Source organism: Streptomyces sp. NPDC005774 (assembly GCF_042871645.1).
GTDB classification, from domain to species: domain Bacteria; phylum Actinomycetota; class Actinomycetes; order Streptomycetales; family Streptomycetaceae; genus Streptomyces; species Streptomyces pratens.
In genome coordinates this window covers 56907-68908 of the sequence record NZ_JBIAIV010000046.1, presented here as the reverse complement: position 1 = coordinate 68908, position 12002 = coordinate 56907, and the positions used below count along the sequence as shown (strand labels likewise).

Below are 12002 nucleotides of genomic sequence, written 5' to 3'. Positions count from 1 at the left end.
CTCCAGCGACACCCGACCCCCTTGATCGACGACATACCGATCCTGACAGTCCAGGCCATCCGCCAACACCGATTCACGGATTTCCCAACGGAGTCCTTGGGGCCGAAGATGGTGTCGGCCTCGTCGACCAGCAGCGTCGGCGGGTTCTTGCCGATGACGCGGAAGACCACCGCGGGGGAGGTGTTCACCGTCATCATCGGCTGGTGCACCGTCTCGTGCAGCACGTCCAGGACGCGGGACTTGCCGCACCCCTTCGTCGGACCGACCACCGCCAGACGCGGCGCGTGCTGGAGGGCGGGCTGGATGTGGGAGGCCGCCACCCGCAAGGTGACCGCGGTCAGCGCCTCCTCGCTCGGCAGCACCACGTACCGGCCGATCGTCGCCCGGACCTCGTCCAGCAGCCCGGCACCGTCCACCGCCCCGTCGGCGGCGCTTCCACGGTCCCTGGCCCCCGAACCGTCATCCGGGACCACGGTCCCGCTCTGTATCTGCCCGGTCCCAGTTCCCCCGGGACCGCCAGTCCCCACGGTCCGCTGGGGACCACGGTCCCCTGTCGTACGGTCCTCCAGTGCGATGCCCGCACCCTGGGGACCGGTCCCCACGGCGGGGACCGGGGGAGCGGGACCGGGCTCTTGGTCCCGCTCCGGGGACGGGACCGGTCCGCCCGGACCGGCATGATCCCCAGCCTGCGGGCCGGTCCCCACGCCGCTGGCCTGCATCTCTTCCGCATCAGCGGATATTCGGTCCCTGGCTCGTGCCTGGTCGTGGGACAGGACCGCGCCCTCCGGCGGCCACGGAGCAACACCATGGTGCGGTGGGTCCCCGGTCCCCGCACGGGGGGACCGGTCCTCGGTTTCCGGTCCCAGGGGACGGCCCCCGCTGTGGGGACTGTCTTCGGACTCGACGCGGGGACCGTCCCCGGCCCCCTGGAGTGGGGACCGTGACTCGGCTCGGTTTCCGTTACGCGGGACTGTCCCCTGCCCGGGGACTGCCACGGGTGGCCAGACGACCTGGAGCCCGGCCTCCGCGCCGGCGGACGCACTCGCCGCGTCAGAGGACGTAGCGTCCTCCATAGACGTTCCTTTCTGGTGAGGGGCAGGACGGACTGGGTCCCGCCCCTCACCGGCTCGCTCGTTCAGGGATGGGCGATGCGCAGGGGAATCTCCGGCCCCCGGCGTTGGCGCGCCGGGGGCCGCTCTGTTCCCCCGTGAGTCATGCCGTGAGGTCGTACGCGGTCTGCTGGTCGAGCCAGACGTCGACCTCGTGCCAGCGGTAGCGCAGGTGCCGGCCGACCTTGTGCACCTTCGGGCCGATGCCCCGGTACTTCCATTGGTAAAGGGTCTTCACCGGCACCCCGAGGTAGGCGGCGATCTCGGCGGGCGTGGCGAGCGGGCCGCGCTCGGCAGCCGTGGCAGGGCGAGGGAATCCGTTGGGCAAGGGCACTCCATATCGATTGCAGGCGACGGGCATGGGAAAGAAGCCCACGCCTTTCGGGCTCTGTCCATACGCGTCTTCGGGACTTCTTTAGTCGACCCGAAGAAGGAAGAGAGATAACCGTAAGGGCGAATCGTCGGTCGACCAAAAAGCCGTTCGGTCGTCCGTATCTCCCCGGCAGGTTCTGTGGGTGCTCGGCAATCTTCGCCGGGGAACCAGCAGGCCGGAAGCGTGCTGGGATGGCCTTCAGTACCTGGCGTCGCTGTAGCGGCGCGGGAAGATACCACGCAATCATTGATACGCCGAACCATCCAATCCGGCCGAAGTTCCATGCGCCTGCAAGTTCTATAGAGTTTTAGAACCAACTCTTGCCACGGCTGTCGATTCCGAGTTACGGCTATCTGTCATGGCTGCTTACCCCATGGAAAACGGATCGGCCGAAATCGGCACGGTCCGCAATATCGAAGCCTCCCACCTGACCTTCCGCCTCACCCAGCGGCAGCTCGCCGCGCGCTGCACCGCCCTGAGTCGCCCGGTGACCGACAGCGTCGTGAGCCGGACCGAACGCGGTCGTCGCCTTCGCGACGTGGACGACCTGGTCGCCCTCGCCGCCGCCTTTGGCACCTCGCTCCTGACTGTGCCGCTGTCCTCCTCGGAGGCCGACCCTGCGACCGCCATGCCCAACGGCGTCCGGGAAGGGGTCTGATGGCGCGCGTCTGGATAGAAGACCGCGTCGGCCACAACGCGTACGGGCGGGCCGTGGGAGCGGCCAAGAAGGCGGGGCGTACTCCGCCCGGGCGCTATCGCGTGCGCTGGTACGACCCCGACGGCAAGCTCAGGATGAAGACCCTGGCCCGCAAGGTCGACGCCGAGGCCGAGCGGACGAGGGTGGAGTCCCGTCTCGCCGATGGCACGTACCGTGATCCGGCGGCCGCACGGGTGAAGTTCGCCGAGGTGGCGGAGTCCTGGCTGGCCGCCCAGGTCCACCTCAAGCGCTCAACGCGCAACCGCTACCGAGGCGTTCTGGACGTCCACGTGATCCCCAGATGGGGCACCACACCGCTGGACCGCATCCGCTTCGAGGACATCGCCGAATGGCTGGCGGACATGCTATCGGGCGAGGCGGCGGGAGGGAGGAAGCTCAGCGCGCGCTCGGTGCGCAAGGCGTACGTCGTCCTCAGCCGCGTACTCGGCTTCGCGGTCAAGTCCCGTCGCCTGGCGTTCAACCCCGCCGCCGGCGTCCCCCTGCCGAAGCCGGCACCGGCTGACCACGTCTACCTCGACGACCTTCAGGCTGAAGCACTCGCCGACGCGTCCGGGGCGTACCGGGTCTTCATCCTGCTGCTGGCCTACACGGGGCTGCGCTGGGGCGAGGCGTCCGCGCTGAAGGTGGGACGCGTCGACCTCGACGCCTGCCGTGCCCACATCGTCGAGGCGTACGTCGAGGACAACGGCAAGCTCTACCTCGACTCGCCCAAGAACCACGAGCGCCGGTCCGTCCCGATCCCCCGGTTCCTCGCCGAGGAACTGAAGCCCCATGTCGAGGGGCGGGGCGAGGACGAGCTCCTGTTCACCGCTCCGCAGGGCGGACCGCTGCGGGCCCGGAACTTCCGGCAGCGGTTCTTCGCCCGGGCCGTCGCCAAGGCGGGCCTCGGTCACCTCGGGCTCACGCCGCACAAGCTGCGTCACACGGCGGCCTCCCTCGCCATCGCCAGCGGCGCGGATGTCAACGTCGTCCAGAGCATGCTCGGCCACAAGTCGGCGACGCTGACGCTGGACACGTACGGCCATCTCTTCCCGGACCGCCTCGACGAGGTCTCGAAGAAGATGCACAAGCGTCGCGCCAAGCAGTTGGCCAAGGCGAAGGAGAAGTGGGAGAAGGCGGAGAGGAAGGCCCGCAAGGCCGCCGAGGCGGTGGCGGCCCTGGAGGACGCCACAGCCTGATGTGTGCCTGGTCAGTACCGAGGCGCAGCGGCTCTGTCCACGAGAACGGGGTCGGGCACACATCCTGTGGGTTGCGCACCCTGTGTGACGGATGAGCGCCGGATCAGCGCCCAGGAGAGTCCATCAGAGCTGCGCTCAAGGAGCGCTCCAACACTGTCCTCACAACCCGCAGTTGGTTTCCGGATGTCTCCAGGTGACCGGCCGCAGCTTCGTCAGTGGCAGCCTCTAGAGTGACAGACTGCCGTTCTGCAGAGCTGAGTTGAAACGGGGATCCAAGTGGTCACTAAGCGATCTGCCCGCGCGATCAGATGGTGGGCCTGCACTGCGGTCATTGTCATGAGCGCAGCGACAGGCTGCGGCAGCAGTGCAAGCGGGGGACAGGCGCGGGGAGTGTCACCGTCAGCGACCAGCGAGCCGGCCCGTGCCTCGCGTCCGGTTCATGATCCGCCGTCGACTTTCGCCACCAGTCATACCACTCCGCTGCCGGATAGGGTGATCGAGGGGCGTTTGACCGTAAAGGGCGACCTGAATTCCGCTCTGCCGGTGGCCCTGTACAAGACGACGGCTTTCCTCGCCTCGGCCAAGCAGATGCAGGCGATGGATACCACTACCGGTCAGGTCGCCGCCACCATCAAGCCGCAGGGCACACCGGTGGATCCAGGTGAATTCAACACCGACCCGGCCACGCCCCCGCTTCTCGTCACCATCCAGGGCACGGCCACCGTGCTCACCTCGTTCGTGGTGGAACAGGCCGGCACCGGTACGCAGGCCAGCCACACGGTGGTCGAGGTCAACGGCACGAATGCGGACACCGGCAAGGTCATGTGGCGGCTCACCCTGCGTCCGCCTCAGTGGGACACGACCTCGCTGGATCTGCGTACCACTGTCGTCGGCGCGGACGGGGACAGCGCCGTCATCCGGGTATCGACCGATGATGGGTATCACGCTGCGGCGTACGGCATCGATCTGAACAACCCGCGACAGGTCTGGAGCACGGACAAGGTCCGCGTGGACGCGGTCGCGGACGGAGCTGCGGTCGGGGCGGTCTTTGCTGACGGTCTCGGCACCGTTCAGCGGCCCGCTGGGTTCGACATCGCCACCGGCAAGCGGCTCTGGACCGGAGAGCGCAGCTACGACGTGGAAGCCTCCGTTGCAGGCCCGCAGTTGATCCGTGTGCAGGGTGCTAACTATGACAGCGAGGAGAACTACGACCGGCTCGTGGAGCCTCGAACCAGCCGGGTCCAGCGGACCGTCCCTACGGACATGGATGGCGCGGAGTGTATCTACGACGGGCAGAGCACTCTGGTCTGCCATGGTACGAGCGGAGCGTCAGGCTTGGACGCCTCCAACGGCAAGGAGTTGTGGCAGCTTCCCGACGAGCAGGCCGACCGTATTGCCCCCGAGGTCACGACGGCCTGGCACGGCCGTGTCTACGGCACGGCCAACAACAGCCCGGTCGCCCTCGATGCCCGTACAGGCAAGGACCTGCCCAATCCCGGCACCGCACCGTTGCTTGTCAACGAGTCGGTGGGCATCGCCCTGGGCGACTCCGGCCTGGTCGCCTATCCCACCAACAGCTGACTCAGCGTGGCGTGCGCAGGGTGTCGCGAGTGTGAGCCACGGCTACGGTCGGACGACCCCGGCGCCCTGGACCGCCACACCTACTTGTCCGTTCCACGTGGCTGAGTCCGTGGGCAGGGCGGTGTGCGGGTCGAGGAGGACGGCGGTCACGTAGAGCGCGGCCGGGGACGTCACGGGGTAGAGAGTGTCCCGCTGGTGCACCACGTGGTGCAGGTGGTCCAGGGCCTGAGATCTCGTGCATTGGTCGTCGTCCAGCGGTGCGACGAGCTACGCGGGAGTGTCCTCGCCGTCCCGTAGGCGTGTTCCAGGGCGCCTCAGCCGGTCTCGGCCGGCCCTGCGGTGGGCTCGGGCAGGGCCACCAGGCTCACTGACGCTCCCGCCGGGCCCGGTCCATCGCCTCGGCTGCCGCGTCCGCGGCGAGCTGCCTGATCTCCTCGGGGACCTCGCGCTCATCGAGGACGAAGAGCCGGTCCCCGACGAGCCTGGTGGCCGGCTTCCAGCCGAGCCGGTGGCCCGCCTCCCGGGCGGCACGCCGGACGTCCTTGAGGTCGCCCATCTCCGCCAGGTCGCCGCTGCTCAGGACGAGCTGCCCGCAGTACCCCTTGTATTGGGGCTTGAGGGCGGCCCGCATCAGCGTTTCGAGGCGGTCGACCAGCTTCTCGTACCGGCGCCGGGCCAGCTCATCCTTGTCGGGCATCCTGCACAGCTCCCCACCATCCGCGCGCACGGCATGTGTGCCATATGTGTGCTGCAAGCACAGAGGCCCTCCCGTCCGCCGGACGGAAGGGCCTCTGACCAGGCGTTTTGCTGTGCCCCCGGCAGGATTCGAACCTGCGACACCCGCTTTAGGAGAGCGGTGCTCTATCCCCTGAGCTACGAAGGCGAAGGCGCGGGCTTGGCGGGGCCTCGGGGAGGATCCGTGGGGTGGATCTTCTGTGAGGAGGTCAAACCCACTGGTCGGGCATGGTGCGACGTGCTCCGCAGTCCCGCTTGGTTGCGTGGCGCGGCGTACCAATGACCGACCAGGGACAGCGTAGCGGATACGTGCCGGTGAGGGTCGTCGGTATAAGGGGAGGAGCCGGGTGGTGGTGCCCGGGGAGGGGGAGGGCGGGGGCGTCTGTCCGACCCCCGCCCTCCTCCGTCAGGGCCGCTCGCCTCCGTCAGGGTGTGATGAGGATTTTTCGGCTCTGGCCCGCTGCGAACTGGGCCAGGGCCTGGGGGTAGTCGTCCAGGGGGAGGCGGTGGCTGACGAAGATCTGGGGGTCGAGTACGCCGGTGGCGAAGAGGTCCGCGGCGCGTTCGAAGCTGTGCAGGACGGCCATGGAGCCGGTGATGGTGATCTCCTGGTTGTAGATGCGGTACGGGTCGATCGTCACGCGGGTCGCGTAGTCGGCGACGCCGAACTGCAGGAAGGTGCCGGCCTTGGCGACCCGGTCCAGGCCGTCCTGGATGGCGGCCGCGTTGCCGGTCGCGTCGATGACGACCTCCCAGCCGTTCGGCCGCTGGAACTCCTCCGCCGAGGCGGCCGCCCTCGAGCAGCCCAGCTTCTCGGCGGTGGCGAGGCGCTCGGGGTTGACGTCGATGACGTCCACGGAGGCGGCGCCGGTGCGCTTGGCGAGCTCCAGCATCATCAGGCCCATGGTGCCGCTGCCGTAGATGAGCACGTGCGCTCCCACCTTGGCGTTGAGCACGTCGTATCCGCGGACCGCGCAGGACAGCGGCTCGATGAGGGCGGCGTCCGCCGTCTCGACGTGGTCGGGCAGCTTGATGCAGTTGGCGACGGGGGCGACGGCGTACTCCGCGGCGCCGCCGGTGACGGTGACGCCGATCGCGGCCCACCGTTCGCAGAGGTTGTTGCGGCCGTGGCGGCAGTAGCGGCATTCGTTGCAGTACAGCGAGGGGTCCACGGCGACCCGGTCGCCGACGGAGAGTTCGGTCACCGCGCTGCCGACGTCGACGACCTCCCCGGCGAACTCGTGGCCGGGGACGATGGGCAGCTTCGGCGCGAACTCGCCCTGCAGGATGTGCAGGTCCGTGCCGCACAGTCCGCAGGCGGCCACGTCCACCACGACGTCACGCGGTCCCGGGGTGGGGTCGGGGACCGTGGTGACGGTGACCTTGCCGGGGGCTTCGATGAGGGCGGCTTTCACTTGACTGCTCCTAGGGAAAGACCGCGCACCAGCTTGTCCTGGGCGGCCCAGCCGGCGATGAGGACGGGCAGGGACACCAGGGTGGCGGCGGCGCACAGACGGGCGAGGAAGAGCCCCTCGTTGGTGATGAACCCGACGAGGAACACCGGGGCGGTGGAGGCGTTGGTGGCGGTGAGGTTGACGGCGAACAGGAACTCGTTCCAGCTGAAGATGAAGCAGATCAGCGCGGTGGCGGCGATCCCGGGTATGGCGACGGGGCCGACGATGCGCAGCAGCACCGTGGGCAGCCCGGCGCCGTCGACCTCGGCGGCCTCCAGGATCTCCTTGGGCACTTCGGCGAGGAAGGAGCGCATCATCCACACCGCGATCGGCAGGTTCATCGCGGTGTAGAGGACGATCAGTGTCCAGACGTTGTCCAGCATCCCGGCGTCCTTGACGATCAGGTACACCGGCAGCAGCGCCGCGATGACGGGCAGGAACTTCGTCGACAGGAAGAAGAACATCACGTCGGTCCACTTCTCGACCGGCTTGATGGACAGCGCGTAGGCCGCCGGGATCGAGAGGGCGAGCACGAGCAGCGTCGAAATGACGCTCGCCATGGCCGAGTTGAGCAGGTACGGCGTGATGTCGCGGCCCAGTAGCAGTTCGTACTGGTCCAGGGTGAAGGGCGCGAGCAGGCTGGGCGGGTTGGTGGCGGCGTCGGCCTCCTGGTGGAAGCTGGTCAGCACCATCCAGGCCACCGGCGCGAAGAAGGCCAGCGTGGCGAGCCAGGCGACGAAGGTCCACACCGGGGTCAGCCGAGGCGAGCCGTTCTGGTCGCCCTGGGTGTTCTTGCGGCGGCGGAACTTCTTGGGCCCGGCCGCAGGGGTGGCGGCCGGCGCCGCTTGGGTGGTGGTCACCGGGAGACCTCCTCACGGAACAGGGACGCGATGGTGCGCAGGGCGAAGGTGGCGATCACGATGGCGCCGATCACCACGACCACGCCGGCGGCGGCCGCCTCGCCGTACTCGTACTTGCGGAACATGGTCAGGTAGATCTCGTAGGGCAGGTTCGTGGTCTGCGAGCCGGGGCCGCCCTGGGTGATGGTGAAGACCGCGTCGAAGGTCTGCACGACGTAGATGGTGCCGAGCAGGACGCCCAGTTCGATGTACTGCCGCAGGTGGGGCAGGGTGATGTGGAGGAAGGTCTGCCGCGCCGAGGCGCCGTCGACCCGGGCGGCCTCCAGTACGTCGCCGGGCTGGGCCTGGAGGCCGGCCAGCAGGATGAGCATCATGAACGGCGTCCACTGCCACACCAGCGCCACGATCACGGCGGGCATCGCCGAGTTCGACAGCCAGTCGATGGTGGGGCCGTTCTCCGCTCCGAAGAGACGGTAGACGGCGTTCAGGGTGCCGTTGAGGAGGCCGTAGTCGGGGTTGTAGATGGCGTGCTTCCACAGCAGCGCGGCGGCGACCGGCATGACCAGGAACGGCGTGATGAGCAGGGTGCGGGCCAGACCCCGGCCGGGGAAGCGGCGGTCGAGGAGGAGCGCCAGGCCCAGTCCGAGGAGCACGCTGATGATCACCACCGAAGCGGTGAGCAGGACGGTGTTCAGGACCGCCGTGCGCAGCCGCTCGTCGGTGAAGACGAAGGCGTAGTTGGACAGGCCGGTGAAGTGCCGTTCGCCCGGCTTGAGGATGTTCCACTGGAGGGTGGAGATCACGAGCGTGGCCACGAACGGCAGCTGCGTGACGATGATCGTGAAGATCAGTGCCGGCAGCAGCGGTACGCGGCGCCGCCACTTGTTCAGCGATTCGCGCCTGCCCGGCCGGTGCGGGGGGTCTTTGCGCACCGCGTTGGGTGCGGGAGTGAGCGTGGTCATGAGGGGTCCTTGAGCCGGCCGGTTGCGGCCGGGTATGGGGAAGCGATGCCCGGTGCACCGGCCGAAGGCCCTCGTACGGGATGCGGATGTACGAAGGTCCTCGGCCGGTGCGGGCGGGCGGTGTACGTGCCGGACGCGGTCTGTCGGGCGCCGGTGTCCGACGGGCGAGGGGAGCCACCGGAGGGACACCGGCGCGGTCACCGGGCCACCTGGTGGTGGTCACCGACTGGTGGTCACCGGATGGTGGGTCACCGGTAGTTCTTGGCGACTTCCTCCGCGAGCTTCTGGCCGTTGGTCAGGGCCTTGTCCACGCTGGTCTTGCCGGCGATGGCCGCGGAGATGTCCTGCGTCACCTTGGTGCCGAGGTCCTGGAACTCGGGGACGGCCACGAACTGGACGCCGACCGTGGGCCGCGGCTGCACACCGGGGTTCGTCGGGTCCGCCTGCTCGATGGACTTGAGGGTGATGTCACCGAAGGCCGAGGCCGCTTCCTTGTACTCGGGGATCTCGTAGGTGCTGGCCCGCTTGCCGGACGGGACGCGCGACCAGCCCAGCTTCTCGCCGACGAGCTTCTCGTAGTCCTTGCCGGACGCCCAGAGCATGAACTTCGAGGCGGCGTCGGCCTTCTTGGTGGTCTTCGGCATCGCCCACGCCCAGGTCCACAGCCAGCCGGAACTGTCCGTCTTGTCCACCGGCGCGTAGGCGTAGCCGACCTTGCCCGCGATCTTGCTGGAGCTGGGGTCCTCCAGCGAACCGGCCGCGCTGGTCGCGTCGTACCACATGGCGACCTTGCCCTGGCTCATCGCGTTGAGGCACTCGGTGAACCCGGACTGCGCGGCGCCCGCCTGGCCGTGCTTCCTGACCAGGTCGACGTAGAAGTTGGTCGCCTTCTTGAACTCGGGGCTGTTGACCTGGGCGTTCCAGTCCTTGTCGAACCAGGTGCCGCCGAAGGTGTTGACCACCGTCGACAGCGACGCGCCGAGCTCGCCCCAGCCGGCCAGGCCGCGCAGACAGATGCCCTTCATGCCGGGGCGTGCCCCGTCGGCCTTGGCGGCGATGTCGGCGACCTGCTTCCAGGTCGGCCGCTCGGGCACGGTGATGCCCTTCTCGTCCATGACCTCTTTGTTGTACATGAGGAAGGACGACTCGCCGTAGAACGGAAGCGCGTACAGCTTCTCGTCCTCGCCGGACAGGGACTGGACCATGGGCTTGAGCAGGTCCTTCTTGTCGAAGGCGGTGTCCTTGTCGGCGTAGGAGCTCAGCTCCTGCAGCCAGCCGTTCTTGTTCCAGATGGGCACCTCGTAGGCGCCGATGGTGGCGACGTCGTACTGGCCGGCCTGGGTGGCGATGTCCTGGGTGACCTTGTCGCGCAGTTCGTTCTCGGGAAGGATCGTGAAGTTGACCTTGATGCCGGTGTCCTTGGTGAAGGTGTCCTTCGTCAGCTTCGCTATGTCCTCCATCTGCGGGTTGCCGACCATGAGCACATTGATGCTCTCGCCCCCGCCTTCGGAGCTCGACCCGCCGGCCCCGCTGCACGCGGCCAGCATCGAGCCCGCGGCTATGGCGACGAGCGCAGCGCGCGTGCTTCTCCGGACGCGGGTGATCTTTTGGATGGGCATGGATGACTCCAGAGGTGTTCGAGGGCGTGGGAGGCCGGGGCCCGGTCGGGCGAGTGCGTGGTGAGTTGGGGAAAGCCGCGGGTCACACCCGGATGACCCGCGGCCCCAGGAGGAAGTAGCGATGGGCTTCGGAGGCGGGAAGCCCGGTGTCGGTGACGATCGCCTCCAGGTCTCCGATCCCGGCGAACCGGCAGAAGCTGGTCGCTCCGAACTTGCTGTGGACGCCGGAGAAGACCCGGCGCCGGGAAACGGTCATGACGTGCGTTTTCACATCGCTCACCGCGGGGTTCGGCGTGGTGAGCCCCCATTGGCGGGAGATGCCGTTCGCGCCGACGTAGGCCAGGTCGATGACGAGGTCGGACAGCGTGTGGGTGGCCCAGTGGTCGACGGTCGCCAGCGTGGCGCCGCGGACGCGGCCACCGAGCAGCAGCACGGTGATGTTCTCGACGGAGGCCAGGGTGCCGGCCGCGGCGAGGGACGAGGTGATCACGGTCAGCGGCCGGTCGCGGGGGAGGGCGGCGGCGATGAGCTGCGGGGTGAAGCCCTCGTCGATGTACACCGTCTTCGCGTCACCGAGCAGGTCCACGGCCGCGGCGGCGATCCGCGTCTTCTCCATGACCTGACTGGTGGTGCGGTAGGAGAGCGTGGTCTCGAAGCCGGCGCTCTCGACGGGGTGGGCGCCGCCGTGGGTTCGCCGCACCAGCCCGTGGGCGGCCAGCAGGTTCAGGTCGCGCCGCACGGTTTCCTTGGAGATGCCCAGTTCGGCGGCTGTCTTGGCGACGTCGACCGAGCCGACACGGCGCGTCACTTCCAGGATGGCGCGTCGACGTTCTTCGGCGTCCACGGTGACACCTCCAGTCCGCGACTCCGGCCGACGCTCGGTCAGGCCGTTTCCGGTGTGGCGCGTTCGCGCCTTCACAGAGTCCGGTCCGTTCGGGCTCTTGCGGACTATTTATGGGCATGCCCAGGCTTATGACCAGGCAAAACGTCATGCATTCCGTGACCGCATGTGCCCGCTTCAAATGGGTTGTTCCCGCAGGCAGGGGCCTTCTTCGGTCAAAAGCAGAGCATGATCTCCACCCGTGTCCGCTCGAAACGGTGCCCGTTTGCTGCCTGCTCCCCGACGGCAGGAGCTGGCCGGTCTTGATCATCCGGGGAAATCGGGACCGGGATCGGGATCGGCTGAGGGGTTCGCGAGCGCGGGATGCGTGCGGGTGGCGGGGTGGCGGGGTGGTGGGATGGGGGGTTGGACTGTGCCTGTCGGCCGGTGCCGGGCCGGGTGTGTCGGACGGTGATCACACCGCCGCCACTGTTATGCGCCACCGTCCGCCACTCCACTCCACTCCACTCCCGGAGCGGGCAAGGGCGTCGGGCGCCCTCGTCCGCCGGTCACTGGAAGACCGTCGGTGCCAG

Annotated in this window: 11 protein-coding genes, 1 tRNA gene and 1 pseudogene; 3 read left to right on the top strand and 10 right to left on the bottom strand. The window is 68.4% G+C overall.

Going from position 1 to position 12002, the window contains the following annotated elements; all coding sequences use genetic code 11:
• Nucleotides 1-473: pseudogene (locus ACFYQA_RS30905) on the bottom strand (hypothetical protein); the annotation flags it as partial.
• Between the two features lie 739 nt (nt 474-1212).
• A complete protein-coding gene (locus ACFYQA_RS30900; protein WP_388924827.1) occupies nt 1213-1437 on the bottom strand; it encodes a helix-turn-helix transcriptional regulator in 225 nt (74 codons plus the stop codon).
• A gap of 403 nt (nt 1438-1840) precedes the next feature.
• Here ACFYQA_RS30900 and ACFYQA_RS30895 point away from each other — a divergent pair, with 403 nt between their 5' ends.
• From ACFYQA_RS30895 to ACFYQA_RS30885, 3 genes are all read left to right on the top strand, one after another.
• Nucleotides 1841-2140, top strand: a complete 300-nt coding sequence (locus ACFYQA_RS30895) for a helix-turn-helix domain-containing protein (RefSeq protein ID WP_388924824.1) — start codon at nt 1841-1843, stop codon at nt 2138-2140.
• A complete protein-coding gene (locus ACFYQA_RS30890; protein ID WP_388924821.1) occupies nt 2140-3378 on the top strand; it encodes a tyrosine-type recombinase/integrase in 1239 nt (412 codons plus the stop codon). The genes ACFYQA_RS30895 and ACFYQA_RS30890 overlap by 1 nt, the downstream gene beginning before the upstream one ends.
• Nucleotides 3379-3870: 492 nt before the next feature.
• Nucleotides 3871-4959 (top strand): PQQ-binding-like beta-propeller repeat protein, encoded by a 1089-nt coding sequence (locus ACFYQA_RS30885; RefSeq protein ID WP_388924818.1) that lies wholly within the window; start codon nt 3871-3873, stop codon nt 4957-4959.
• A gap of 42 nt (nt 4960-5001) precedes the next feature.
• On the opposite strand, the gene ACFYQA_RS30880 is transcribed toward ACFYQA_RS30885, so the two are convergent.
• From ACFYQA_RS30880 to ACFYQA_RS30845, 8 genes are all read right to left on the bottom strand, one after another.
• Nucleotides 5002-5133: a hypothetical protein gene (locus ACFYQA_RS30880; protein ID WP_388924815.1), complete on the bottom strand. Its 132-nt coding sequence runs from the start codon at nt 5131-5133 to the stop codon at nt 5002-5004.
• A gap of 190 nt (nt 5134-5323) precedes the next feature.
• Complete coding sequence (locus ACFYQA_RS30875; RefSeq protein ID WP_388924812.1) at nt 5324-5656, bottom strand: hypothetical protein; 333 nt, start codon at nt 5654-5656, stop codon at nt 5324-5326.
• A gap of 113 nt (nt 5657-5769) precedes the next feature.
• Nucleotides 5770-5842: transfer RNA gene (locus tag ACFYQA_RS30870), tRNA-Arg, on the bottom strand.
• Between the two features lie 277 nt (nt 5843-6119).
• Nucleotides 6120-7109, bottom strand: a complete 990-nt coding sequence (locus ACFYQA_RS30865; RefSeq protein ID WP_388924809.1) for a zinc-dependent alcohol dehydrogenase family protein — start codon at nt 7107-7109, stop codon at nt 6120-6122.
• Complete coding sequence (locus ACFYQA_RS30860; RefSeq protein WP_388924839.1) at nt 7106-7906, bottom strand: carbohydrate ABC transporter permease; 801 nt, start codon at nt 7904-7906, stop codon at nt 7106-7108. Before ACFYQA_RS30860 ends, ACFYQA_RS30865 begins: the two co-directional genes overlap by 4 nt.
• Nucleotides 7907-8004: 98 nt before the next feature.
• On the bottom strand, nt 8005-8970 hold the full coding sequence (locus ACFYQA_RS30855) for a carbohydrate ABC transporter permease (RefSeq protein WP_388924806.1): 966 nt from the start codon (nt 8968-8970) through the stop codon (nt 8005-8007).
• A gap of 248 nt (nt 8971-9218) precedes the next feature.
• Nucleotides 9219-10589: an ABC transporter substrate-binding protein gene (locus ACFYQA_RS30850; protein WP_388924803.1), complete on the bottom strand. Its 1371-nt coding sequence runs from the start codon at nt 10587-10589 to the stop codon at nt 9219-9221.
• An 82-nt stretch (nt 10590-10671) separates the two neighbouring features.
• Nucleotides 10672-11433 carry a DeoR/GlpR family DNA-binding transcription regulator gene (locus ACFYQA_RS30845; RefSeq protein WP_388924800.1) on the bottom strand — a complete coding sequence of 254 codons (762 nt, stop codon included), beginning with the start codon at nt 11431-11433 and terminating at the stop codon, nt 10672-10674.
• Nucleotides 11434-12002: the final 569 nt, after the last annotated feature.

Bases quoted from the DNA above. Each gene is read 5' to 3' on its own strand.
- ACFYQA_RS30895 (WP_388924824.1), top strand. From the start codon at position 1,841: ATGGCTGCTTACCCCATGGAAAACGGATCGGCCGAAATCGGCACGGTC.
- ACFYQA_RS30890 (WP_388924821.1), top strand. From the start codon at position 2,140: ATGGCGCGCGTCTGGATAGAAGACCGCGTCGGCCACAACGCGTACGGG.
- ACFYQA_RS30875 (WP_388924812.1), bottom strand. From the start codon at position 5,656: ATGCCCGACAAGGATGAGCTGGCCCGGCGCCGGTACGAGAAGCTGGTC.
- ACFYQA_RS30855 (WP_388924806.1), bottom strand. From the start codon at position 8,970: ATGACCACGCTCACTCCCGCACCCAACGCGGTGCGCAAAGACCCCCCG.
- ACFYQA_RS30850 (WP_388924803.1), bottom strand. From the start codon at position 10,589: ATGCCCATCCAAAAGATCACCCGCGTCCGGAGAAGCACGCGCGCTGCG.